20 protein-coding genes are annotated in these 25,325 nt (G+C 68.8%); 7 read left to right on the plus strand and 13 right to left on the minus strand.

The genetic code is table 11. The annotated features are described in order from the left end of the window. Window positions 1-3: 3 nt before the first annotated feature. The 5 genes from lysS to ABD260_RS02490 all read left to right on the plus strand — a co-directional run bounded on the left by lysS (window position 4) and on the right by ABD260_RS02490 (window position 8,682). A complete protein-coding gene (gene lysS / locus ABD260_RS02470) occupies window positions 4-1,524 on the plus strand; it encodes a lysine--tRNA ligase (RefSeq protein WP_344231632.1) in 1,521 nt (506 codons plus the stop codon). A gap of 285 nt (window positions 1,525-1,809) precedes the next feature. Next, window positions 1,810-2,139, plus strand: coding sequence for a histone-like nucleoid-structuring protein Lsr2 (locus ABD260_RS02475; protein WP_344231633.1), 330 nt, complete (start codon window positions 1,810-1,812; stop codon window positions 2,137-2,139). A 358-nt stretch (window positions 2,140-2,497) separates the two neighbouring features. After that, complete coding sequence (locus ABD260_RS02480; RefSeq protein ID WP_344231634.1) at window positions 2,498-5,050, plus strand: ATP-dependent Clp protease ATP-binding subunit; 2,553 nt, start codon at window positions 2,498-2,500, stop codon at window positions 5,048-5,050. 494 nt (window positions 5,051-5,544) lie between these two features. Beyond that, window positions 5,545-7,659, plus strand: a complete 2,115-nt coding sequence (locus ABD260_RS02485; protein WP_344231635.1) for a kinetoplast-associated-like protein — start codon at window positions 5,545-5,547, stop codon at window positions 7,657-7,659. 72 nt (window positions 7,660-7,731) lie between these two features. Next, a complete protein-coding gene (locus ABD260_RS02490; protein ID WP_344231636.1) occupies window positions 7,732-8,682 on the plus strand; it encodes a DivIVA domain-containing protein in 951 nt (316 codons plus the stop codon). 51 nt (window positions 8,683-8,733) lie between these two features. Here the strand turns inward: ABD260_RS02490 and ABD260_RS02495 are convergent, their stop codons facing one another. Then, the gene (locus ABD260_RS02495) at window positions 8,734-9,612 is read right to left on the minus strand and encodes an HhH-GPD family protein (RefSeq protein ID WP_344231637.1); all 879 of its coding nucleotides are present in this window, start codon (window positions 9,610-9,612) and stop codon (window positions 8,734-8,736) included. Between the two features lie 54 nt (window positions 9,613-9,666). Here ABD260_RS02495 and ABD260_RS02500 point away from each other — a divergent pair, with 54 nt between their 5' ends. Then, window positions 9,667-10,398 (plus strand): hypothetical protein, encoded by a 732-nt coding sequence (locus ABD260_RS02500; protein ID WP_344231638.1) that lies wholly within the window; start codon window positions 9,667-9,669, stop codon window positions 10,396-10,398. Here the strand turns inward: ABD260_RS02500 and ABD260_RS02505 are convergent. The 11 genes from ABD260_RS02505 to ABD260_RS02555 form a co-directional block, all read right to left on the minus strand. Next, the gene (locus ABD260_RS02505) at window positions 10,395-11,912 is read right to left on the minus strand and encodes a DHA2 family efflux MFS transporter permease subunit (protein WP_344231639.1); all 1,518 of its coding nucleotides are present in this window, start codon (window positions 11,910-11,912) and stop codon (window positions 10,395-10,397) included. The genes ABD260_RS02500 and ABD260_RS02505 overlap by 4 nt on opposite strands. Then, complete coding sequence (locus tag ABD260_RS02510; RefSeq protein ID WP_344231640.1) at window positions 11,888-12,460, minus strand: PadR family transcriptional regulator; 573 nt, start codon at window positions 12,458-12,460, stop codon at window positions 11,888-11,890. The genes ABD260_RS02505 and ABD260_RS02510 overlap by 25 nt, the downstream gene beginning before the upstream one ends. Before the next feature lie 107 nt (window positions 12,461-12,567). Continuing rightward, complete coding sequence (gene disA / locus ABD260_RS02515) at window positions 12,568-13,662, minus strand: DNA integrity scanning diadenylate cyclase DisA (RefSeq protein ID WP_319036389.1); 1,095 nt, start codon at window positions 13,660-13,662, stop codon at window positions 12,568-12,570. 180 nt (window positions 13,663-13,842) lie between these two features. After that, on the minus strand, window positions 13,843-14,796 hold the full coding sequence (locus ABD260_RS02520; protein ID WP_344231641.1) for a beta-ketoacyl-ACP synthase III: 954 nt from the start codon (window positions 14,794-14,796) through the stop codon (window positions 13,843-13,845). 131 nt (window positions 14,797-14,927) lie between these two features. Further along, window positions 14,928-16,328, minus strand: a complete 1,401-nt coding sequence (gene radA / locus ABD260_RS02525; RefSeq protein WP_344231642.1) for a DNA repair protein RadA — start codon at window positions 16,326-16,328, stop codon at window positions 14,928-14,930. A 9-nt stretch (window positions 16,329-16,337) separates the two neighbouring features. After that, window positions 16,338-17,636, minus strand: coding sequence for a tetratricopeptide repeat protein (locus ABD260_RS02530; protein WP_344231643.1), 1,299 nt, complete (start codon window positions 17,634-17,636; stop codon window positions 16,338-16,340). After that, window positions 17,633-19,405: an ABC transporter permease subunit gene (locus tag ABD260_RS02535; RefSeq protein ID WP_344231644.1), complete on the minus strand. Its 1,773-nt coding sequence runs from the start codon at window positions 19,403-19,405 to the stop codon at window positions 17,633-17,635. The genes ABD260_RS02530 and ABD260_RS02535 overlap by 4 nt, the downstream gene beginning before the upstream one ends. Continuing rightward, a complete protein-coding gene (locus ABD260_RS02540) occupies window positions 19,405-20,655 on the minus strand; it encodes an ABC transporter substrate-binding protein (RefSeq protein WP_344231645.1) in 1,251 nt (416 codons plus the stop codon). Before ABD260_RS02540 ends, ABD260_RS02535 begins: the two co-directional genes overlap by 1 nt. Continuing rightward, a complete protein-coding gene (locus tag ABD260_RS02545; RefSeq protein ID WP_344231646.1) occupies window positions 20,645-21,196 on the minus strand; it encodes a P-loop NTPase family protein in 552 nt (183 codons plus the stop codon). The genes ABD260_RS02540 and ABD260_RS02545 overlap by 11 nt, the downstream gene beginning before the upstream one ends. 97 nt (window positions 21,197-21,293) lie before the next feature. Next, window positions 21,294-21,989 carry a class I SAM-dependent methyltransferase gene (locus ABD260_RS02550; RefSeq protein WP_344231647.1) on the minus strand — a complete coding sequence of 232 codons (696 nt, stop codon included), beginning with the start codon at window positions 21,987-21,989 and terminating at the stop codon, window positions 21,294-21,296. Window positions 21,990-21,993: 4 nt separating this feature from the next. Next, the gene (locus ABD260_RS02555; protein ID WP_344231648.1) at window positions 21,994-23,187 is read right to left on the minus strand and encodes an MFS transporter; all 1,194 of its coding nucleotides are present in this window, start codon (window positions 23,185-23,187) and stop codon (window positions 21,994-21,996) included. A gap of 122 nt (window positions 23,188-23,309) precedes the next feature. Here ABD260_RS02555 and ABD260_RS02560 point away from each other — a divergent pair, with 122 nt between their 5' ends. Then, complete coding sequence (locus tag ABD260_RS02560; RefSeq protein WP_344231649.1) at window positions 23,310-24,695, plus strand: WS/DGAT/MGAT family O-acyltransferase; 1,386 nt, start codon at window positions 23,310-23,312, stop codon at window positions 24,693-24,695. Here the strand turns inward: ABD260_RS02560 and ABD260_RS02565 are convergent. After that, window positions 24,692-25,324, minus strand: a complete 633-nt coding sequence (locus ABD260_RS02565; protein ID WP_184839981.1) for a VOC family protein — start codon at window positions 25,322-25,324, stop codon at window positions 24,692-24,694. The genes ABD260_RS02560 and ABD260_RS02565 overlap by 4 nt on opposite strands. Between the last annotated feature and the right edge of the window lies 1 nt (window position 25,325).

Here is a 25,325-nt window from a genome sequence, read left to right on the forward strand (position 1 = left end):
CTTATGACTGATGCACACGTGGACCCGGTGAACCCCGACAACGGGCAGGACGACCTGCCCGAGCAGCTGCGGGTCCGCCGGGAGAAGCGTGACCGCCTGCTGGCGGAAGGAGTGCAGCCGTACCCCATCTCCGTGCCGCGGACGCACCTGCTGAAGGACCTCCGCGCCAAGTACGACGCGCAGGAGCTGGCGGCGGACACTCGCACCGGCGAGCAGGTCTCGGTGGCCGGCCGGGTGATCTTCCTGCGCAACACCGGCAAGCTCTGCTTCGTACGGCTCCGTGAGGGCGACGGCACCGAGCTGCAGGTCATGCTCTCGCTGGCTGACGTCGGCGAAGAGGAGCTGGCCCGGTTCAAGCAGCTCGTCGACATCGGCGACCTGCTGTCCGTGCAGGGTGAGGTGATCACCAGCCGGCGCGGTGAGCTGTCGGTGCAGGTGACGGCGTGGCAGATGGCCGCCAAGACGCTGCGCCCGCTGCCGAACGAGCACAATCCGCTGAGCGAAGAGGCGCGCGTCCGGATGCGGTACGTCGACCTGATCGTCCGCCCGGAGGCGCGGGACATGGTGCGCGCCAAGGCGGCCGTGCTCAAGGCGCTGCGGGCGACGTACGACGCGCATGACTTCGTCGAGGTCGAGACCCCGGTGCTGCAGCTCACCAACGGTGGCGCGGCGGCGCGTCCGTTCAGTACGCACCTGAACGCGTTCGACCAGGAGATGAAGCTCCGGATCGCGCTCGAGCTCGACCTCAAGCGCGCGATGATCGGCGGCGTCGACCGGGTGTACGAGATCGGCCGCACGTTCCGCAACGAGGGACTGGACTCCACCCACTCGGCGGAATTCTCGATGATCGAGGCGTATCAGGCGTATGGCGATTACGACACGATGGCCGAGCTGATCCAGGAGCTGATCCGGAACGCCGGTGCCGCGATCGGGCGGACTTCGATCACCGCGCGGGACGGGCAGACCATCGATCTCGAGCAGCCGTTCCGGCACGCGACGCTTTTCGGGCTGCTCTCCGAAGCGGTCGGCGAGCAGGTCGACGTGAGCACCGATCTGGCCACGCTGACGAAGTTGGCCGAGCAGCATGACGTCGAGCTGCAGCCCGGCCGGAATGCCGGTGAGATCGCTGTCGACTTGTTCGAGAAGCTGGCCGAGCACACCTTGATCCAGCCCACCTTTGTCCGTGACTATCCGGAGTCGGCGCGGCCGCTGGCGAAGCCGCACCGGGAAATTCCGGGCCTGGTCGAGGCCTGGGACCTGTTCGTGAACGGCGTCGAACTCGGGGTCGCGTACTCCGAGCTGAACGACCCGGTGATCCAGCGGGATCGCCTGCAGGCACAGTCGATCCAGGCCGCGGCCGGTGATCCGGAAGCGATGGAACTGGACGAGGACTTCCTCCGCGCGATGGAATTCGGGATGCCGCCGGCCGGTGGTATGGGGATGGGCCTGGACCGGTTGGTGATGCTGCTCACCGGGACCGGTATCCGGGAGACGATTCTGTTCCCGCTGCTCCGGCCGGAGTGATTCCGCTTCCGGCCGGAGTGATTCCGTGAATCCCGGACCGGTTCGTTGCATAGCACAACGGACCGGTTCCGGGAATTCCGGGGCCGGTTTTTTAGTCCGGTTCCGGTGCCGGCATTCCGGTCCGGCCGGTTTCGGGATCGTTTCGGCCCGGATGAATACGCAAAGTCACGGTCGCGGTACGGCGGCGATGAATGACAGGAAGCCGGTTTGTGCGGTACAAATCAGGTGCTCACAATTCGGCAGGGGGATTGTGCCCGGTGACGGGCGCGGAAAGGACTGTCATCGATGGCGCAAAGGGTGCAGGTGGTCCTCGAGGACGATCTCGACGGTGGAAAGGCCGACGAGACCGTGACCTTCGGGCTGGACGGGACGACGTACGAGATCGATCTGTCCAAGAAGAATGCCGCCAAACTGCGCGACGCCCTGGCCGCCTACGTCGGCTCCGGCCGCCGGGTGTCCGGCCGGCGGGGTGGCGCGGGCAGGGCCCGGGGCCGCGGCCGCTCGGCTTCGGACTCGGCGGACATCAGGGCCTGGGCCAAGGACAACGGCTACGACGTCAGTGAGCGCGGCCGGATCTCCGCGGAGATCCGGGCGGCGTACAACGACGCCAAGTAATTCCGGAACTTCAGGCACTGCCGGTCCCGGCACCCCATTAGGGTGCCGGGACCGTCCGCATTCCGGTTGTTTCACAGAGTGGGACAGAGTGCCTCCCGGGCGTGTCGGCTCCGGTCGCTGAGTGGACAGGTAGTTCCGGGAATTCGCTGGTGGCGAACACGGCAACTGCCGGGGCGGACCCGGGAACACCGACGTGATCAGGCCGGTTGTTCTCTTGTGATGCCGCCCGCGCGGCCGACGGAACAGTGATCGGGTGTTCGCCGAGAGCGAGCCTGTCGGCACCGGGGACTAGCATGCAGGTACGGGGGTCGGCCTACACGGCACGTCCGACTCCTCTGAGGCAAGGAGCGCTTTGGCGATGTTTGAACGATTTACGGACCGCGCCCGTCGGGTAGTCGTCCTGGCTCAGGAAGAGGCCAGGATGCTCAGCCACAACTACATCGGGACCGAGCACATCCTGCTCGGCCTGATCCACGAGGGTGAAGGGGTCGCCGCCAAGGCTCTCGAGAGCCTGGGTATCTCGCTCGAGGCCGTTCGCTCCCAGGTCGAGGAGATCATCGGCCAGGGGCAGCAGGCGCCGAGCGGGCACATCCCGTTCACCCCCCGCGCCAAGAAGGTGCTGGAGCTCTCCCTGCGCGAGGCCCTGCAACTGGGCCACAACTACATCGGCACCGAGCACATCCTGCTCGGCCTGATCCGCGAGGGTGAGGGCGTCGCCGCGCAGGTCCTGGTCAAGCTCGGCGCGGACCTGAACAAGGTCCGGCAGCAGGTGATCCAGCTGCTGAGCGGTTACCAGGGCAAGGAGACGACCACGGCCGGTGCGCCCACCGAGGGTGCCCCGAGCAGCTCCCTGGTGCTCGACCAGTTCGGCCGGAACTACACCCAGTCCGCCCGCGAGGCGAAGCTCGACCCGGTGATCGGCCGGGAGACCGAGATCGAGCGGGTCATGCAGGTGCTGTCCCGGCGGACCAAGAACAACCCGGTCCTGATCGGTGAGCCGGGCGTCGGCAAGACCGCCATCGTGGAAGGTCTGGCCCAGCAGATCGTCCGTGGTGACGTCCCGGAGACGCTGAAGGACAAGCAGATCTACTCGCTCGACCTGGGCGCGCTGGTGGCGGGTTCCCGCTACCGCGGTGATTTCGAGGAACGCCTGAAGAAGGTGCTCAAGGAGATCCGGACCCGCGGCGACATCGTGCTGTTCATCGACGAGATCCACACCCTCGTCGGGGCCGGCGCGGCCGAGGGCGCGATCGACGCGGCGAGCATCCTGAAGCCGATGCTGGCCCGTGGTGAGCTGCAGACGATCGGCGCGACCACCCTCGACGAGTACCGCAAGTACGTCGAGAAGGACGCCGCGCTCGAGCGCCGGTTCCAGCCGATCCAGGTGGCCGAGCCGTCGATCGCGCACACGATCGAGATCCTCAAGGGCCTCCGCGACCGGTACGAGGCGCACCACCGGGTGACCATCACCGACGCCGCGCTGGTGAACGCCGCGCAGATGGCCGACCGGTACATCTCCGACCGGTTCCTGCCGGACAAGGCGATCGACCTGATCGACGAGGCCGGCGCCCGGTTGCGGATTCGCCGGATGACGGCTCCGCCGGACCTGCGCGAGTTCGATGAGAAGATCGCGACCGTTCGCCGGGAGAAGGAGTCCGCGATCGACGCGCAGGACTTCGAGCGCGCGGCCCGGCTGCGGGACGACGAGAAGAAGCTGATCAACGCCAAGTCCGAGCGCGAGAAGCAGTGGAAGGCCGGCGACATGGATGTCGTCGCCGAGGTCGACGAGGAGCTGATCGCCGAGGTGCTCAGCACCGCGACCGGCATCCCGGTCTTCAAGCTGACCGAGGAGGAGTCCTCGCGGCTGCTGGACATGGAGAAGGTGCTGGCCAAGTCGTACATCGGCCAGGAGGACGCGGTGAAGGCGCTGTCGCGCTCGATCCGGCGTACCCGCGCCGGGCTGAAGGACCCGCGCCGCCCGAGCGGCTCGTTCATCTTCGCCGGCCCGTCCGGTGTCGGTAAGACCGAGCTGTCGAAGGTGCTGACCGAGTTCCTGTTCGGCGACCAGAACGCGCTGATCAGCCTGGACATGTCGGAGTACTCGGAGAAGCACACCGCGTCCCGGCTGTTCGGTTCGCCGCCTGGCTACGTGGGCTACGAAGAGGGCGGCCAGCTGACCGAGAAGGTCCGCCGCAAGCCGTTCTCGGTGGTGCTGTTCGACGAGGTGGAGAAGGCCCACCCGGACATCTTCAACTCGTTGCTGCAGATCCTGGACGAAGGCCGGCTGACCGACGCCCAGGGCCGGGTGGTCGACTTCAAGAACACCGTCATCATCATGACCACCAACCTGGGCACGAAGGACATCGCGAAGGCGGTCTCCCTCGGGTTCGCGCAGGCGAACGACGCCACCGGCTCGTACGAGAAGATGAAGGGCAAGGTGACGGAGGAGCTGAAGCAGCACTTCCGCCCCGAGTTCCTGAACCGCGTCGACGAGATCGTGGTCTTCCACCAGCACAGCAAGGACGACATCGTGAAGATCGTCGACCTGATGCTGGCGCAGGTGGAGGAGCGGCTGAAGGACAAGGACATGGGGATCGAGCTGACCCCGGCGGCGAAGGCACTGGTCGCCGACCGCGGCTTCGACCCGATCCTCGGTGCCCGCCCACTGCGCCGCGCGCTGCAGCGCGACGTGGAGGACGTGCTGGCCGAGAAGATCCTGTTCGGGGAGCTTCGCCCCGGCCAGATCGTGCTGGTCGACGTGGCCCCGGAGGGCACCACCAACTCCGACGGCCTGACCGAGTACTTCACCTTCACCGGCACCGAGAAGACCACCACCTCCGACCTGGAGCTCACCGACCTGACCACCGGCGGCGGCACCACCGGCGGCAGCACCGGCATCCAGGACTCGTAACCCCCGCACCACCGATCGGCCCGGCACACCCAGGTGTGCCGGGCCGATCCACGTTCCCCACCGCCCACCACCCACCGCCCACCGCCCACCGGGCCCGCGCCGCCCGCCCCCACACGGGTGGATATCCACCCGTGTTGTGGGTTCTCCACTCGTATACCGCTGGAGAACCCACCACACGGGTGGAGAAGCTGAGGATGTTAGTGGTACAGGCCGGATCGGGGTCTGGGCAGGTGGTCAGTACTTTGGTGGGGGCGGGCGTACTGGGGGGACACGCTGGATTTGCGTGTGGGGCTACTGAATGGTCGTATCGTCCTGCGGAGCGTGATCAGTTTGGTATCGGAGTCGCTTTCGCCGGGCTTCGAATCGATGGGAAGATCGCGCGACTCCTGACGAAGCAGTTACCTACCGCCTGTCTAGCGCGTTGTAACCCTGTGACCACGCTGTTCGGACCCGGACTGTCGGAAAGGGGGCCGGTGATGGAATCATCTCGTCGCATGGACGCTCCGCGTCTGCCGCTGACCCAGGAACCGGTCGCCGACACCGGTTCCTTTGGCGTGCGGCAGGCGGGCGGGGTGCTGGAGCGGGCGCAGCGGATCGCCGACACGTTGCGCGAACAGGCCGAGCTCGAGAACGATGCCGCCCGGGACGAGGCGAGCCGGATCCGGGCCGCGAACGAGCGGCTGAAGGCCGAGGCGGAGAGCGCGGCGCGGAAGCAGCGCGCGGATGCGATGGCGGCCGCGCAACGGGTGCTGAGCGACGCTGAGCGGGCCGCTGAGCAGCTCCGGACCGAGTCGACGGCTGATGCCGAGCAGGTCCGCTCCGAAGCCGCACAAGCCGCCGCCGAGCTCCGCGCCACGGTCGCCGCCGAGGTAGCAAAACTCCGCGCGGACGCCGAGGCAGCCGCCGACCGCCTCAAGTCCGAATCCACCCGCACCGCCGCCGAGCTGAAGGCGGAGAGCGAGAGCACGGCGGAGCGCGTGCGCACGGAGAGCCTCGCCGCCGCCGAGCAGCTGAAGGCGGAGAGCGAGCGCGCTGCCGCTGAGCTGAAGTCAGCCAGTGAGAGCACCGCGGAGCGGGTGCGCGCGGAGAGCGTCGCGGCCGCTGAGCAGTTGAAGCAGGACAGCGAGGCTGAGGCGGAGCGGGTTCGCGCGGAGAGCGTCGCCGCCGCCGAGCAGTTGAAAGCTGACAGTGAGCGTGCCGCCGCGGAGCTCAAGGCGGAGAGTGAGCGGGCCGCGGAGCAGTTGAAGGTGGAGAGTGCGGCGGCGGCTGAGCGGCGGGTGGCGGCGGCTGTTCAGGAAGCGGCTCGGGTCAAGGAAGAGGCTGCTGAGCTGCTGGAAGAAGCGCAGCTGGCTCGGGAGTCGGCGCAGGCGGCGGTGGAGCGGGCCGGTAAGGAAGCGCAGCAGCTGGTCGCGGACGCCGGTGAGCAAGCGGCGCTCGTCTCCCAGGCCGCCGTACGCAACGAGGCCGACGTCATCGCCCGCGCCGAAGCAGAAGCGAGTGAACTGCGATCCGCCGTCGAGCGCGAGGTGGAGACGGCACGGGAGAAGTCCCGCGCGGAGATCGCCGAAGCACACGCCGAGATCGAGCGGCTGCGCGGCGAGAACCGGACCGAGCTGGAGCGCCGCACCGCCGAGCTGGAAGAGACCGAGCGCGCCAAACTGGCCTCGATCTCGCTGGAGATCGAGAAGCTGCGCACCGAGGCGGTCGCCGAGATCGCCGAGCGGAAGGCCGAGGCGGAGGCCGGCAACGAACGCCTGATGGCCGACGCCCGCGCCCAGGCCAAACTGGTCGTCGACTCGATCGAGGCGGACCGGCGGGCCGCGGCCACCGAGGCCCAGCGCATCCTCGAGGACGCGAACAAGGCGGCCGAGGCGGCGCTCGCCGAGGCCGAGAAGCAGACGCAGTGGAGCAAGAAGACCGTCGACGACCTGATCGGTGCCGCCGAGTCGGAAGCGCAGACGATCCGCGACCAGGCCGCCGCCGACGCGGCCGAGCTGCTCCGGACCAAACGCGCGCACCTGCGCCGCGTCGTCGGCCGCTCGACCAGCCGGCTCAAGCAGACCCAGGAAACCATCGCCCGGGAGAACGCGGAGCTCACCCAGCTCGCCGAGACCACGCTGTACTCGGCCGGCGAACAAGCGGAGTCGACGCTCGCGGCCGCGAAGCAGGAGGCCGAGAAGGTCACCGCGCAGGCGCAGGCCCGGGCCGACCGGCTGAAGAACACCGCGAGCCAGGACGCGCGCGAAATCATCGAGCGGGCGAACCGTCGCGAGGCCGAAGCACAGCAGAGTACGCAGGTACTGCGCGAACGCGCCGCCAACGACCTGTCCGAGGCGCAGCGCCAGGCGCACGAACTGATCCGCAAGTCCCGGGCGGAGGCGCAGCAGATCGAGGCGCAGGCCCGCGAACATGCCGATACGCTGCGGGCCCAGGCCCGGAAACTTCTCGCCGACGCCGAGGCGAGGGTCGCCGCGCTGAACCAGCGCCGCGACGAGATCACCAAGGAGCTCACCCAGCTTTCGGGTGTGATCGAGGCACTCGCTGTACCGGGGTTCCGCCCAGGTGGTGGAATGTCCTCCAGTGAGGGTTCCACGGGGGAATCAGGATGAGGACGTGACAGCCAGATCCTCGTCAGTGACAATGTGTGATCCACCCACCATCGAAGTGAGCATCGGAAAAACATGAGCAGTGAAAGCCCAACCCCGTTCCGTACCGTTCTGCGTGGCTACGAGCCTGCCCAGGTGGATCAGCACATCCGTGAGCTGACCACCTCCCTGACCGCTCTGCAGCAGCAGTCGGAGCAGCTGCAGCGGCATGTCCAGGAGCTGCAGTCCCGCACGGACGCGGCGGAGGCGGCAGTCATCTCCGCCCAGGAGGACTCCAAGGACCGCGCGCCGACCTTCACCGAGTTCGGTGAGCGGGTCGCGAAGATCCTGTCGCTGGCCGACGACGAGGCCCGCGACCTGGTGACCCGTGCCCGGACCGACGCGGAGGCGATCGTCGCCGACGGCGAGGCGCACGCGAAGAAGGTCCGCAAGGAGGCCGAGCAGTACTCGCTGGACTGGAAGAGCGAGGTCGACGCCGAGGCCGCCCGGATCCTCGAAGAGGCCCGGACCCAGGCCGACGACATGCGTGACGAGGCCGAGCGCGACGCGACCGCGCGCCGGAGCGAGGCCCAGGCGCTGTACGAGCAGGAGCGGGCCAAGTCCGCTCAGGCGGCGGCTGCCTTCGAGACCACCCTGGCCGAGCGCCGGGGCAAGGTCGAGCAGGAGTTCGCGGCCCGGACCGCGCTGGCCGAGCAGCAGCTCGCGGCCGTCACCGACCGCGCGGCCCAGGTGCAGCGCGAGGCCGACCGGTCCCGCTCCGAGGCCGAGCGGCTGTCCCAGCAGCAGCTGGCCGACGCGAACCGGCAGGCGCAGGAGATCGTCGCGGCCGCGAAGGACAAGGCCGAGCGGATTCGCGCCGAGTCCGAGCGTGAGCTGGCGGCGGCGACGCAGCGCCGGGACAGCATCAACGCGCAGCTGACCAACGTCCGCCAGATGCTGGCGACGTTGTCCGGCGGCAGCCCGGCGATGTCCCTCGACCTGCTGGCCGAGGACGACGAAGCCGCCACCGGCAGCAAGAAGAACTGAAGTACCACACAGAAGAAGCCGGCCCGAGCTGCTCGGGCCGGCTTCTTGGTTTCAGGTAGGTAGGCGGTAGGTGCTGTCGGCCAGCGGTTCGACGAGGCCGTCGGCGACCAGGCCGTCGAGGGCGCGTTCGCGCTGGACGGCGTCGGGCCAGGAGGCGTCGAGGGCTGACTTGGGTACGGTCGTGTCGGCGGCGCGCAGTACGGCGAGCAGACGCCCGCGCGCCTGCCGGTCCGTGCCTTCGTACGTCTGCCCGCGCCGGGGCGGTCCGTCGTACGGCGGGCTGCCCGCGAGGACCCATGCACACCGGGAGCGGATCGGGCACTCGGCACAGTGCGGCGTACGCGCCGTACACACCAATGCGCCGAGCTCCATCGAGGCGACTGCCCAGCGCGCGGCGGTGGGTTCGTCGGCCGGCAATGCGCTGACGGCGAGCCGCTGGTCGGCCGCGGTAGGGGAGATGGTCGGTTGTGCGACACCGGTCAGCGCACGAGCGAGTACGCGGCGGACGTTGGTGTCGACGACCGCGTGCCGCTGCCCGAACGCGAACGACGCGATCGCCGCGGCCGTGTACGTGCCGACTCCCGGCAGCGCGAGCAGCTCGGCGTGGTCGTCCGGTACGTCGCCGCCGTGCCGCTCCACGATCGCCTGAGCGGCCGCGTGCAGCCGGAGGGCGCGCCGGGGGTACCCGAGCCGGTCCCAGGCCCGCACAGCCTCACCAGGCGCCGCTGCGGCCAGGTCCACCGGCTTCGGCCACCGCTCCAGCCACTTCTGGTACGCCGGCAGCACCCGGTTCACCGGCGTCTGCTGCAGCATGAACTCGCTGACCATCACCGCCCACGGCCCCGCATCCGGTTCCCGCCAGGGCAGCACCCGCGCATTCGCGGCGTACCAGCGCAGGACTGGCCCGTGCAGAGCGGTTGCTGTGGTCATGGGCAACGGCGAGCCTGAGTGGTGTTGCACGCAGCCGATATTAGAGTGCGCTTCATGAGCAGCCTGCTCCGTCCGGTCGGGCACCTGCCCGCCAGCGTGTACTGGTTCCGCCGGGGACTGGTGCTCGCGGTAGCCGTCGTGCTCATCATCCTGCTCTCCCGGCTGTTCTCCGGTGGCGGTAGCGACGCGCAGAACACGGCCGCGTCCAACCCGAATCCGAACCCGACCGGGGCGCCACCGGCCTCCGCGCCCAGCACCGGGCCGACGCCCGAGCCGAGCACCGTGGCGACCAAGACGCCCAAACCGTCGTCTGATCCGAGCTCGGGATCGACCAAGGAGCCGACCGCCGGGGCGACTTCTGGGGCGAGCACGAAGCCCACCAATTCCACGCCGCCGACAGACCTGCCGTGCAAGGGCTCCGACGTCAAGATCAACGCGCTCCCCGCGAACCGGAAGATCGTCTCCGGCTCGATGCTGAACTTCGTCGTCCAGCTGACCCCGGCCGGCGACGGCTGCAAGGCCACCGTCAACGCCGACCAGCTGACCATCACGGTGATGTCCGGCAACGACCTGATCTGGTCCACCACCCAGTGCGGCAAGACCGTCCAGACCGCCACCCTGGTAGTTGCCAAGGGCAAGCAGGCGGCCGTGACCGTGCCCTGGGACGGACATCGGTCCAGGCCTGGCTGCCTGCCGGGGCAGCCGGTCGCCAAGCCCGGGACCTACGTCGTCAAGGCCGAGTACGACGGCAAGCAGTCCGGCGCACAAGCCTTCCAGGTTGTCTAGGCAGCTTCAGCCGGTTGCGCGTTGTCCTGCGGCTGCTTCCGCAGGTGCGACGGCGCAGTGAACAGCAGTGCGGCGACCAGTCCGATCAGCAGCACCAGCGCCGGCAGTACCAGTGCCTGGGCCATCGAGTCGCTGAAACCCTGCCGCACCACCTCGGGCAGCTTGCCCCCGGCGAACCCCTCAGCGCCGGCAGGAGCACCACCCGGCCGTACGGGCAGGTTGTGCGCCAGCCGCGACTCCATCAGTACGGCGATGCTCGCACTACCCAGCACCGCACCGATCTGCCGCGTGGTGTTGTAGACACCCGCACCGGCACCGGCTTGGTGCAGCGGAAGGTTCCGCGTGGCGGTTGTACCGAGCGGCGCCCACATGAAGCCGTTCGCGACACCCAGCAGGGCAATCGGCAACAGCAACTTCCAGATCGGTACGTCCGGCTCGATCACCTGACTCATCCAGAACATCGACACCGCACAGCACAGCAGCCCGAACCCGGCGATGAAGCGCGGCGCCGCCCGGTCGACCAGCCGCCCGACGAAGGGCGCCAGCGCACCGGAGATCACCGCCATCGGTACGAGCAGCAGCGCCGACTTCGTCGGAGACAGTCCGCGGACGGCCTGGGCGTACAGCATCAACGGGAACGCCATCGCGGTGATCGCGAACCCGACGGTGGTGATCGCGACGTTGGCGAGGGAGAAGTTCCGGTCCTTGAACAACCCGAGTGGCAGCAACGGTTCACCGCGGTTGCGCGACTGCCAGATCACGAACGCGGCGAGGACAACCAGGCCGGCGATGATCAGCGACCAGACCGAGATCGGCCCGGTGATCTTGCCCCAGTTGTACTTCTGCCCTTCCTGGATGCCGAACACCAGCAAGAACAGCCCGGCCGCACTCAGTACGACCCCGATCAGGTCGAACTTGTGCTCGTGCGTCGGCAGGTCGGGTACCAGCCGGACCGCCAGGACGAAGCCGATCACGCCGACCGGTGCGTTGATGAAGAAGATCCACTGCCAGCCGAGCCCGTCGACCAGGACGCCGCCGAGGATCGGGCCGACCAGCGTCGCCACGCCGGCGGTCGCGCCCCACAGGCTCATCGCCCGGCCGCGCTGGTTCGGCGGGAAGATCCGGGTGATGACCGCCATCGTCTGCGGCGTCATCATCGACGCGCCGAGGCCCTGGAACACCCGGGCCACGATCAGCAGCTCGATGGTGTGCGTCAGTCCGCACCAGATCGACGCCAGCGTGAACACGGCCAGGCCGGTCAGGTAGAGCTTCTTCGGCCCGATCCGGTCGCCGAGCCGTCCGGTGATCAGCAGCGGCACCGCGTACGCGAGCAGGTACGCGCTGGTCACCCAGACCACGGTGCCGACGTCCGACCCGAGGTCCTCGAGGATCGCCGGGGTGGCGACCGAGACGATGGTCGAGTCGACCAGGATCATGAAGAAGCCGAGCACCAGCGCCCACAGCGCCGGCCAGGGCCGAACCTCCGGCTTCACTGCGTCTTGCGGGACAGCCATTCCAGTTCCTTGCTCTCGATACGTTCGATGGTGTCGGCGAGCCACCCGCGCTCGGCCGTGATCTGGCCGCGGATGTAGTCCGCCGCCATCCAGTACCGCTCGGGTACGCCGGCCTGCTGGGCGTGGCCGAGCGCCTCGTCGACGTCGGCCAGCCAGTTGTCCAGGTCATCGATCCGGCGCCGGAGCCGCAGTACCGCGTCGTCGGCCTCGAGGTTGTGTGCCTCACTCAGGACGACGGGGAACAGCGGGAATTCGTAGACGAACTTCTCCAGCCCGCTCTCCACCCGGCGGGTCAGCGCGTCGTTCCCTTCCGGGGTGATCTCGTACGTCGTCCGCTCCGGCCGGTTGCCGGCCCGCGCGGTGCCGATCGCCCGGACGTACTGCTGCCCGGCCAGCCGCTCGACCGTGTGGTACAGCGAGCCGGGCCGGGTCTTGACGATCCGGTTGTTGTGACGGCTGAGCAGCAGTTGGTACATCTCGTACGCGTGCATCGGCCGCTCGTTCAGCAGCGCGAGCACCGAGATCGCCAGCGGGGTGAGCTCAGCCATGATCCTCCAGACGGAATGTTCCATGTGGAGTATTAGACGTATCAGAGCCAAATGCAAGACGCCTCCGGTTCTTTCACGAACCGGAGGCGTCGGGTGACTCAGCGTGGTTACACGTAGCGTTCCAGGATGCTGGACTCGGCCAGCCGGGACAGGCCCTCGCGGACCGTGCGGGCCCGGTTCTCGCCGACGCCCTCGACCGTCTGCAGGTCGTCGATGCTTGCCGCGAGCAACTTCTGCAGGTGGCCGAAGTGGTCGATCAGCCGGTCGATCACGGCGCCCGGCAGCCGCGGCACCTTGGCCAGCAGCCGGTACCCGCGCGGGGTGACCGCGGCGTCCAGCTGCTCGGCGCCGCCGAGCTGCAGCGCCCGCGCCACCTGGCCGATGTCGAGCAGGTCGGTCGGGCTGACCGCGTCCAGCTCGACCAGGACGTCGTCGGCGGTCTTCGGCCGGCGGCCGGTCGCGGGCGGCAGGTAGTCGCGCACCACCAGCTCGCGCTCGCCGGCCACGCCGGCGACCAGTTCGTTCAGCTGGAGGGTGAGCAGCCGGCCGTCGGTGCCGAGCTCGACCACGTACCCGTCGATCTCGGTGGCGATCCGGCGGACCATCTCCAGCCGCTGCGCGACCGCGGCCACGTCCCGGACCGTGACCAGGTCCTCGATCTCCAGCGCGGACAGCGTGCCGGACACCTCGTCCAGGCGCAGCTTGTACCGCTCCAGGGTGGCCAGGGCCTGGTTCGCCCGGGACAGGATCGCGCCGGAGTCCTCGAGGACGTACCGCTGGTCGTCGACGTACAGCGCGATGATGTGCATCGACTGCGACACCGAGATCACCGGGAACCCGGTCTGCCGGTGCACCCGGTCGGCGGTGCGGTGCCGGGTGCCGGTCTCCTGGGTGACGATCGCCGGGTCCGGCATCAGGTGGACGGCGGCGCGGATCAGCCGGGTCGCGTCCCGGTCGAGCACGATCGCGCCGTCCATCTTGCTGAGCTCGCGCAGGCCGGTCGCGGTGAACTCGACGTCGATCTCGAAGCCGCCGGTGGAGATCGCGTCCACCGCCTTGTCGTGACCGAGCACGATCAGTGCGCCGGTCCGCCCGCGCAGGATCCGCTCCAGGCCTTCACGCAGTTCGGTGCCGGGGGCGACCGCCGCGAGGGTCGCGCGCAGCCGGGCGCCGGTGCTGTTCTTGTCCGTGTTCGGTGCCACGGAACCTGAGTCTATGCGGTCCGGCGAGCGCCGCGGAGCGGAAAACTGCCGCGGGCCCGGGTGCGAACGGCCCGATCCGGCCTGCAGTTGCGGGTGCGCGTGCACCCGCCCGTGCATCCGGACCGTGCAATGCCGGTTCCCCGCGTGGATCGGTACCGGCGGTGGCCGGCCGCTGTCGTGTCAGGGGCAGCGGATGACCTGGCCGGCGTAGGAAAGCCCGCCGCCGAATCCGAACAGCAGCACCGGCGCGCCGGACGGAATCTCGCGCTTCTCGACCAGTTTCGAGAGCGCGATCGGGATACTCGCCGCGGAGGTGTTGCCGGACTCGACGACGTCCTTGGCGACCACCGCGTTGACCGCGCCGAGCCGCTTCGCGAGCGGCTCGATGATCCGCAGGTTGGCCTGGTGCAGGACGACGCCGCCGAGCTCCTCGGGCTTCAGGCCGGCCTTCTCGCAGACCTGAAGCGCGATCTGCGGGAGCTGCGTGGTGGCCCAGCGGAAGACGCTCAGGCCCTCCTGCGCGAACGGGCCGTCGCGGCCCTCGATCCGGACCGCGTCGGACATCTCCGGCACCGAACCCCAGACCACCGGCCCGACCCCGGGCAGCCCGTCGGCGTCGCTCTCGTCGGCGACCAGGACGGCCGCGCCGGCGCCGTCGCCGATCAGTACGCAGGTGGTGCGGTCGGTCCAGTCGGTCCAGTCGCTGAGCTTCTCCACGCCGATCACCAGCGCCTTCGAGGCGGCACCGGCGCGGATCGCCTGGTCCGCGGTGGCCAGCGCGTACGCGAAACCGGAGCAGGCGGTGTTCACGTCGATCGCGGCCGGGTTGCCGAGGCCGAGCCGGGCCGCGACCCGGGCGGCGATGTTCGGCGACCGGTCGATCGCGGTGCAGGTGGCGACGACCACGTAGTCGATCTCGGTGACGTCCAGACCGGCGTTCGCGACCGCCTTGTCGGCGGCCCGCCAGGCCATCTCGTCGACCGATTCGTCCGGCGCCGCGATCCGCCGCTCCCGGATGCCGACCCGGCTCTGAATCCACTCGTCGTTCGTCTCGACCATGGTGGCGAGCTCGGCGTTGGTGAGCACCCGCTCCGGCTGGTAGTGGCCGAGCGCGACAACTCTTGATCCGGTCATCCGAGGCTCCTGCAGTCGTCCAGGGGACAGGCCGGGTTCAGCGCTGAATCCGGTGGGGGCGACCCCAGAGTACGTTCCCGGCCAGTGCCTGTTGATCCCTCGTCGCACCTGTGTGGTGGGGAACACAGGCCTCAGGCCAGGCCGGCCGCCATCAGCGCGGAGGGCAGATCGGGGGCCGCGAAGGTGCGCAGGCCGTACTTCTTCTGGATGTCCATCGGCTTCATGTCCTTGCTCCGGTTCGGCACGTCGGCGGGCACGATCGCCTTGGTGAACCCGAGCCGGGCGGCCTCCGCGAGCCGCTTCTCCAGGCCTCCGACGCGGCGTACCTCGCCGGCGAGGCCGACTTCGCCGATCGCCACCAGGCCGGGGTGGATCGGCCGGTCCATCACCGAGGAGGCGACCGCGATCGCGACCGAGAGATCGGCCACCGGCTCGGTGATCTTCACGCCGCCGACGGTCGCCACGTACACCTCCTGGTCGGTCAGCTTGAGCCCGGCGCGGTTGCCGAGCACGGCCAGCACCATCGCGACCCGGGACGACTCCAGCCCGGACGTGGTCCGGCGTGGTTGGGGCGCCGCGGACGGGCCGACCAGGGCCTGCACCTCGGCCAGCAGCGGGCGGCGGCCCTCCATCATCACGGTGACGCAGGTCCCGGCGACCGGCTCGGCGTGCTCGGACACGAACAGGCCGGTCGGGTCGGTGACCTCGACGATCCCGGTGTCGACCATGTCGAAGCAGCCGACTTCGTCGGACGGGCCGAACCGGTTCTTGGTCGCGCGCACCATCCGGAAGCCGGAGTGCCGGTCGCCGTCGAACGCGAGCACCACGTCGACCAGATGCTCGAGCATCCGTGGACCGGCGATCGCGCCCTCCTTGGTCACGTGCCCGACCAGGACGACGGCGATGTGCCGCTCCTTGGCCAGCCGGACCAGGGCGCCAGTCACCTCGCGGACCTGGGTCACGCCGCCGGGCGCCCCGTCGACCTCGGGGTGGGCCATGGTCTGCACCGAGTCGATCACCAGGAAGGACGGCTCGACCGCGTCGACCTGGCTGACCACCGCGCCCAGGTCGGTCTCGGCCGCGAGGTACAGCTCGTCGACCAGCGCGTCGGTCCGGCCGGCCCGGAGCCGCACCTGGGCGGCCGACTCCTCACCCGACACGTACAGCGTCCGCTGGCCGCCGCGCGCGGACTGGGCCGCGACCTCCAGCAGCAGCGTGGACTTGCCGACCCCGGGCTCACCGGCGAGCAGGATCACCGCGCCCGGCACCACCCCGCCGCCGAGCACCCGGTCCAGCTCGCCGATCCCGGTCGGCCGGGACTCGGCCTCGATCGCCGACACCTTGGCGATCGGCATCGCCGGCGACGTCACCGGTCCGGCGGTGATCCGCGCCGACTTGGCCGCGCCGACCTCGGCAACCGTTCCCCAGGCCTGGCATTCACCGCACCGCCCGATCCAGCGCGCCGAAGTCCACCCACACTCCGAGCACGCGTACGCGGACTTGCCCTTCGCCTGAGTCGCCGCCTTAGCCATGGGAACAACCTAGGTGAGGCCGCCGACAAAACGTTTGAAGGTCCGGAGGCGGCGCTTCAGCCAGGTCATCGGTGTGCGGCCGGGGTGGTCGGCGGCGACGAGGGGTGGGCTCGCGGTTCGGCGGGCGGCGTCGAGGTATTCGGCCAGGAGCTCGCTGTCGGAGGTGCGGAGCTGGGCGCTCTCCTCGAGCAACTCGAGCGCGGCGTCCAGCCGGCCGTCGGCGACCTCGGCGGAACCGAGGTGCTGCAGGCAACGGGCGCGGCCCTCGGGTTCGTCGACCTCGGCGTACAGATGAGCGGCGTGCTCCCAGCGACTGCGCGCCTCGTGCTCACTGCGCTGCATCCACGCGGCCACGCCCATCAGTTCCAGCGCATGCGCCTGTCCACTCAGATCACCGGCGGCTGTTGCCCTCGCGAAAGCAGGTCGTAGCTGGTCCAGTGCGGTCTCGGCGTCCAGTTGGTACAGGTGGACCACTGCGAGGTTGATAGCGATCGCCACCTCGGCCGCCAGGTCAGGACCGGGCCGGTTGCGCCGTGCGTCGTCCAGCCGGTCGCGTGCGTTCAGCACCGCCTCATCGCGGTCATTGCCGGCTGGTGCGCGATCCGCACGGGCCAGGTGCAGCAGTGCCCGCTCCACCTGGCGCCGGGTTGTCAGTGCAGGGGACGTACGGCTGTGCGTGGCGAGGTTGTCCGAGATGCCCAGTCGCACGCTGGCCGTGTCCAGATCACCAAGCATCCGGTACGCCGTTGCTGCCCGCGCCGCACCGAGCTCGGCGAGATCACGGCGGCCGCATGACTCGGCTGCCGCACTCAGTAGTTCACTGAGCTGGAGTAGGTCGTTCGGCGCGGCACGGCGTACGTACCAGGCCTCCAACGCGTCGCAGATGCGTGCGAAGTCGTCGATGGTCTCGGCAGTGGGCTTCTCGGCGACCAGCAGCTCGTGCAGCCACTCCTCGTTGACTGTGTACCACTCGGCCGCGGACATCCCGCCGGCTTCGGAGCCGAGTGCGATCATCCACTGCTCGGCTTCTTCCGCGGTCGTGTGCAGTTCGGGTGGGTTCTCCGGGGCAGTGCGCCGGGCGCGGAGCAGTACGGGCCCGTACTGGATGGCTGTGATGACTGCGAGCAGTACGGTCACGCCGAAGCCGACCCACTGGACCCAACCGCCGCTGTCCAGGCTCTGGTTGAGCATCTCGGACGCCAGGCCGGTCAGCAGCGCGGAGGCGACCGTACCGATGATGAAGCGGAAGCCGCGGGCGCGGAACAGCTCATCCGGTTTGTCCGGTGGCGGTGGTGTCTCCTCGCTCATGGGCGGCTTCCTGTCGTCAGACCGCGTACGACGGTCCGCCAGAACGTCAGCATCAGTACGACAGGTACTACTGACGCGACTACCGCAGCAGCTGCCACTGGTCCACTTGATGCGGAGAACTGGCGCGCCTCACCCCACAACACCAGTGACAGCGGAGTCGTACCCGGTCCACTGATCAGGAAGCCGACGATGAAGTCGTTCCACACCAGTGCGAACTCCAGCACCGCAACAGCAATCAGTGCGGGGCGGAACGTCCGCTGTACGGTCGCCAGCACCGCACTTTGCCGCACCGGTCCTTGTAGCGCCTCCGGTACCAACGCAGGTGGAGCAGAAGCAAAGGCGGATCGCAGCAGCAACACAGCGAACGGAAGACCGGCTGCCGCATGTACGAGCGCCAGCGCGATCCGAGAGCCGGCCAGTCCGGCGGAGTCGATCGCATCGCGAAGTGGAGCGGCGTACATCTGTACTGGAGTCACGGCCAGCACTACGAACACCGCCATCACGAACCGGCCGAGTCGGGTCGGCAGTCCGCCCCACGAGACCAGGTACGCCGTCGGTACTGCAATCACCAGCAGCACTGCGGTAGCGGCGGCCGCGATGATCAGGGTCGACAGCAGTGCGCGGAACAACCCGACATTCGCCGCCGCTACGAAGGACGAGAACCCCAGACCGGACAGCGACCACCAACCGCGTACGCCTGCTTCCCGTGGTGAGTGCAGTGCGGTGGCAACGAGTACGACAGCCGGGAAGACCCACACCAGTGCTACGACAAAGCCGATGAGCCAGCCGTACCGCCGTACCCGTCTACTCGGTTTTGGCCTGGTCAGCAAGGGATCCGGGCGTACGACGGTGACGGGCATCGCCCAACGCCGCCTGCGCAATCCGCGTACGCCGATCAGCCCTACTGCGGCGACGATCGCGAACAGTACGACACCGAGTGCCGCTGTACGACCGGTGTCGTCGCCGCTCGCGGTTGCCCGCCACCAGTTCAGCCCAAGTACGTCAGCGGATCGCTGCATCGAGCCGGGTACGACGATGAGCACCAGGTCGAAGACGCGTACTGCGGCGATCACCACTGTCAGCGTGACTACACCGGTGATCGGTCGGAGCAGTGGGATCTCCAGTGCACGCAGCCGCCGCCACCCACGTACGCCCTCGGCGGTGATCGTGCGACTCACATCGTCCGGTATCGCGTCCAGACCGGCGCGGAAGAGCGACACGACGTACCCGAGCCAGGTCCAACCGAACGCGGACACCAGCACCAGCCAGAACAGTCCCGGACCAAGCCAGACCGGACTGGAACCGAACAGCCAGGTCCAGACCGCAGTGACTGTCCCGCGTTCCGCTGTCGGGTCGAAGATCAACCGGAACGTCGCACCGGACACCAGCACGGACACAGCGAACGGCACTACCAGCGCCGGTTGCAGCAGTGTCGTTACCGCGGGCAGCCGATAACTCAACAGAGCAAGGAAGAACCCGACTGCGACGATGCCGAAGGCAACCAGCACCCAGAGCAGACTGTTGCCGACAGCATGCAGTGCGGCCGGATCACCCATCACCGCGAAGTTCTGCAGCCCGAAGCCGTGCTTCGTCCGGAACGCGGTCACCACCGTTACACCGATCGGCACCAGCAGCAGGCAGCTCAGCAGCAGTGCCGGCAGTCCCAGTAGGTACGGCCCAGCCGGGCGGCGTGGTCTGCCGGGTACCGGTCGACCGGTGATCTCGCGGCCGGCGACCTCGAGGGACAGACGGTTGGTCTGCAGGCCCATCAGTCCTCCTCCACCTTCCGCATCGCGGTGATCACGTCGTCGACCGCCTGCGGTACCGCGTCCACGCCCCGGCCGCCGACCTCGATCAGGAAGTCGGTCAGCACGCGCCACAAGCCGTTGATGTCACCGATCCGCCCGAGCCGGTCGGACAGGTCGAACTGCAACTGCCCACCAGGCCGGGTCAGCTGTTCGGCGAGCATGGTCAACTCGGGGGAGTAGCCCGTCGTACGCCCATCGACCAGGAAGCCGCCGTCCGCGATCCACGGATCCGCCGCGTTCGGTGCGGACAAGCGGCGTACGAGGTCACGCGCTTCGACGGAGGTCGGTTTCTGCAGCACCATCACATCTCCACCGACGACCACCGGTGCTGCAGCTCGAGACGTCATCGGTGGAAACGTGAACAGCCCGATGTCATTGGGATCCGCGGCGAACGAGCGCACCACCGGTTCAGCGAAGTCAGACGCCAATACCATGGCCGCTCTCCGATGCCCGAACACCTCGATCAGTGCATCCGGGAACTGCTGTACGAGTGACTCGTTCACCCCACCTGCAAGCGCACCAGGAGCCGCCCACATCGTCCCCAGCGACCGGAGTGCCGCGGCAAACTGTGGATGTTCGGAGGGGCGCGGATTGGTCGCGTTGGCCAGTCCTATGTAGGTACTAGGCGCTGTACCGAGCAGCACGTTCTCCAGGAAGTCGGTGAGTACCCAGCCATCACCTGCTGCCAGCGCGAGCGGTGTAGTACCCGCTTCTTGCAGGGTCTGGTTCAGTGTCAGCCACTCGCTCCACAGCCGTGGCGGTTGTACTCCGACCTGCTTGAACACCGATGGCCGGTACCAGATCGCCGACTTGTGCGCTGTCTTGAAGGGCACACCGTACGTGGTGCCGTCGTGGACCAGCAGCTCCTTCCACAACCGGGCCCTGCCGAGTGCGGCCAGGTCATCCGGCATCGGCTCCAGATCCGCCAAATGACGCGGTACGAGACCGGGCTGCGGCAGCATCACCACATCCGGACGACGGGTGGAGCGGGCACCGAAGGCAGTAGAGATGTCGTCGCCGAGCGGTACGACTTCAACCGGGTACTCCAGCTTGCCCAGCCCATTCAGCACCTGGTGGAACGCCCGCAGCTCCTCGCCACTCCAACTCACTGCTACCCGCACCGCCCGGCGCAGCCCAAGTACGTCACTCGAACAGCCGGCGAGTAGGAGAGTCGCTGCAGTACCCAGGAACGCTCTCCGGCTAGTCGGCATCGGTGAATCCCGTCGTACGCGCCGCACTGGTGGTAATGAGCAGGAGAGCCGCCGCGGCGAGGTCAGGGTTCGGCCGGATCGACAGGAGCGATCCCCAGGTAGGTAGACCGTTCGCATCCTCCAGCACGATCACCCGCGGGTACGCGCCGAGTGCACGGGCCACACCGGCCAACCGGCGACGACCAGGGGTGATCTCGTGTGGGTAGCGGTCCAGTACGTCTTCGAGGCCGCAGCCGACCGCCTTGACCAGACTCTCTTCCTTGGCGGCCTGGCGGGTGACTGGATGCGTAGCACGGTGCCCGTGGATCACGTTGCCCAGCACAGTCAGGTGGGGGAGCAGTCCGCCTTCAGCCGGTACCAGGCGCACCGGTCCGCCCGGCAGCACGAGTGCACCGCGTGGCGGCTCCTCCAGCCCGGTGACTACATCGGCCAGCCGGCGGCGGTCGGTGGCATGGGGAACCACCACGGCACGCTGCTCACCTACATCGATCCGGAGCCGCTCCGGCAGCCCTGGTACGCGTTCGAGCAGCAGACCGTCCATCCGTGGCTGGCGCCTCCCAGGAACTCCCCGTCCAGTGGTTCGTCAACCCTATGAGCACCTGAGGTCGCCGCGCAGGCGCACCGAGTGTCGCCCGTAGCTAATAGGTCCGGCTCCACAGGTTGATCGCGTAGTCGACTTCAACGCCCTGGTGCGAGGCGAGGATGCGGCGCGCGTCCGCGGGGGTGAACTCGATCTTCACCACCGCTTCCAGGTCCGCCCGGCTCCCGAACCGCCAGCCCATGTCCAGCGGCGTACGGTGCCAGCCACGATCCGCCCAGAACCGCTCCACCTCGGGCGCCTTGATCATCGGGTACGAAGCGCTGAACCACTCGCCGAACGTCGACCGGCTGCCGTCGTTGTCGATCACGAACGCGGTACCGCCGTGGCGCATGACCCGATCCAGCTCGGCCAGCCCAGGCTCACACCCCGGACCGAAGAAGTACGCCCAGCGCGCATGCATCACGTCCACCGAAGCATCCGGTACGGGCAGCCGCTGCGCGGTACCTTGCCGTACTTCGACATTCGGCAGCGCCCGCGTACGCCGTCGTGCTGCTTCCGCCAGCGCACCGTGCGGCTCCACGCCGATCACCTGTGCGGCCGTCGCGGCGAACATCGGCAGGTGGAAGCCCGTCCCGCAGCCGATGTCCAGTACGGTCGCGCCGGCCCAGTCCCGGATCGCCCGCATGGCCGGCTCGATCACGCCGTCCGGGTCGACCGCCCGGTTCTCCAGCTCGTACACCTTGGGGTGGTGCCAGATGTTCGGGCTCGGAATCCCGCCGTCCGCGATGCTCACAGCGCTAAACCCTAACCAGGGCCTGCTTCGTGGTGGCGGCCAGGACGGCGACCGGGATCAGCAGAAGGCCGCAGAAGATCGCCAGCCAGTGGAAGCCGAGGTACGCCAGCACCGGACCGGCAGCTGTGCCCGAAAGGGAAGCCAGGATGCCCATCGTCAGGTCGGACAGGCCCTGCGCCGAGGTACGGATGTCATCGGGGACCGACCGGGACAGCAGCGTCGACCCGGCGACCAGACAGGCCGACCAGCCGAGACCGAGCGTGAACAGCGCGAGACCGGTCAGTACGTGCGCGTCGTCCGGAGCAACTGCGGCGATGGTCATCGCGATGGCGAGGATGCCGAGACCGATGCCGATGGTCGGGATGCGGCCGAGCCGGTCGGCCAGCCAGCCGGTCAGCGGCGACAGCGCGTACATGCCGGCTACGTGGCCACTGATGACGAAGCCGACGATCGTCAGCGAAGCGCCGTGGTGCCGCAGGTGCACCGAGGTCATCGACATCACGCCGACCATCACCGCATGCGCGGTCGCGATCGCCAGCAGGCCGAGCCGGGCGTGCGGGATGCCCACGACCAGGCGAAACGTCGCTGCCAGCGGCTGCCGTTCGACCTTCTCCGGGCGTACCTGACTGCGCATGCCCACCCAGACGGTGGCTGCACTCAGACCGAAGGCGACCACCGAGAACACGTACGGGCCGGCCAGCGTGAGGATGCCGAGCGACGAACCGACCGAGCCGCCGACGCCGGTGAGGTTCGGGCCGACGATGACGCCGATCGTGGTGGCCCAGACGACCAGGCCGAGTGAACGGGCGATCCGGCTCGGTTCGGCGGCGTCCGTGGCGGCGTACCGGGACTGCAGGTTCGAGGCGGAGCCGCTACCGAAGAGACAACCGGCGGCAAGCAGCAACGCCAGTGAACCGAGCTGCGCCGCCACGATCGTGAGCGCGGCGCCCGCGAACGCGATCAGGTAGCCGAGCGACAGTGACACCCGCCGGCCGTGGGAGCGGGCCAGCCCGGCCAGCGGTACGGCCAGGACGGCCGCGCCGAGCGTGGTGGAGGTGGCGACCAGGCCGGCCAGTGAGGTGGAACCGGACACGTTCTCCGCGAGCAGCGCCGCCACCGCGAACCCGCTCGCCGTCGCGACCCCTCCGAGCGCATTGCTCGCCACCAGTACTCGCAGGGTCGTCCGCTGGCTTGTCACGGGCAAACCCTCTCATGAACCTGACGGGGAAGGCAGATCGATGAACGGGTCCGCGGAAACGCTCGGTGAAGCCTCGCCGGGAGGTGTAGACGGGCTTCGGGTCCGGCGGCGACGATGGTGCGATGACCGCTGTCGGGCCGCTGGACGCCATGTTCCTGGGTGGCGAGAGCCGCGAACAGCCGATGCACGTCGGCGGGCTGATGCTCTTCGAACTGCCCGAAGGCGCCGGCCGCGACCAGGTGTTTCCGGAGAGCTCGCGGGACTTCGTCTCCCGGCTGTACCACGAGCTGATCGCGGCGCACGAGGTGAATCCGCTGTTCGCCCGGCGGGTCCGCAACCGGGTGCAGGACCTTGGTTACTGGTCGTGGGAACAGGACGCTGCGATCGACCTCGAGTACCACGTGCGGTTGTCGGCGCTGCCGCGGCCGGGGCGGGTGCGGGAACTGTTCGAGCTCACCAGCCGGATGCACGGCACGCTGCTGGACCGGCACCGCCCGCTCTGGGAGATGCACCTGATCGACGGCGTCGAGGGCCGCCGGTTCGCGGTCTACAGCAAGATCCACCACTCGATGATCGACGGCGTCACCGCCCTCCGCTGGATGCAGAACACCCTCACCACCGACCCCAACCGCACCGGCATGCCCGCCACGTACGCGCTACCGCCGGAACCTGCAGACCCGCGGTCCGGGAATGGATGGCTGCCCACAATCACACGAATGCCTACAGACATACTCAAGACAGTTGTGGAGGCGGCCGGCCTGCCGCTCGCCGGTATCAAGGGGCTCGTACAGGCGACCATGCCGTTTCAGGCGCCGCGGACGGTCCTCAATCGAGGGGTGACGGGGGCGCGGCGGTTCGCGGCGCAGTCGTGGCCGATCGAGCGGCTGGAGAAGGTCCGGGCGATCACTGGCGCGACGCTGAACGACGTTTTGCTGGCGATGTGTTCAGGGGCCTTGCGCAACTATCTGCTGGAGCTGAACGCGCTGCCGGACAAGGCGCTGACCGCGATGGTCCCAGTCTCACTTCGAGACAGGGAGAGTGCGCCCGGTGGCGGCAACTCGCTTGCCACGCTGATCGCCGACCTGGCCACCGACGAGGCCGATCCGGAGCGCCGGATCCGCCGGATCATGGCGTCCACCGCGCACGGCAAGAGCGTGCTGTCCGGTCTGACCCCGTTACAGAACCTGATCGTCGGCGCGCTCGGCTTCGGCGTCGCCGGCCCCGCCGCGGTACTTCCCGGGGTCGCGGGCCTGACGCCACCCCCGTACAACGTGGTCATCTCGAACGTACCCGGCCCCCGCGAGAGCCCGCTGTACTGGAACCGCTCGCGCCTGCTCGGCATGTATCCGGCGAGCATCGTGCTGAACGGCCAGGCGCTGAACATCAGCGTGACCAGCTACGACCACCAGCTCCACTTCGGCCTGGTCGGTTGCCGCCGCACCGTACCCCACCTGCAACGCATGCTCGGCCACCTCGAGACCGCACTGACGGACCTCGAGAAGCTCTAGAGCCGGACGACGCCGTTCGGGGTGTTGAAGACGGCGGCGACGAGGCCGGGCTGGCCGTTGGGGCCGACCCAGGCGACGTCCAGGTCGTCCAGCAGGTGGTCGGCCGGGTGGCCGATCCAGTCCGTCACCCGGGCCGGGTCGCCGGCGATCTCGAGCGCGGTCAGCTTGATGTCCTTGCCGCCGATCGACGGGTGCTGGCTCAGGTCGTCCCAGTGCACGAAGAACGGCAGTTGCGGGTCCGCGATCAGGCCCTTCACGCCGAGCTGCCGCCAGGTCAGGTTCACCCCGTCCGGGCGGTGCCGGTTCCCCGGTACGGCCTGCCGGCCGAGGCGCTGCTCGATCGCGGCCAGGTCGGTGACCTCGACCACCCACCCGAGCCAGCCGCCGCCGAGCTCCTTCCGGGCCCGCACCGCCTGCCCGAACGGCGCCTTGTCCGACGCCGGGTGATCGAGCACGTCGACGACCTCGATGTACCGGTCGTTCTCCAGCGGCAGGATGTGGTTGACGGTCCCGAACCGCGGGTGCACCCCACCATCCACGAACTCCGCCCCGAGCAGCTCCGAAAGCCGCTCGAGCGTGGCTGCGCACCCATCCGGTCCGCACGCGTACGACAGATGATCCAGACGCATG

Origin of the sequence: Kribbella hippodromi (genome assembly GCF_039531045.1) — a bacterium.
In the GTDB taxonomy this organism is placed as follows: Bacteria; Actinomycetota; Actinomycetes; order Propionibacteriales; family Kribbellaceae; genus Kribbella; species Kribbella hippodromi.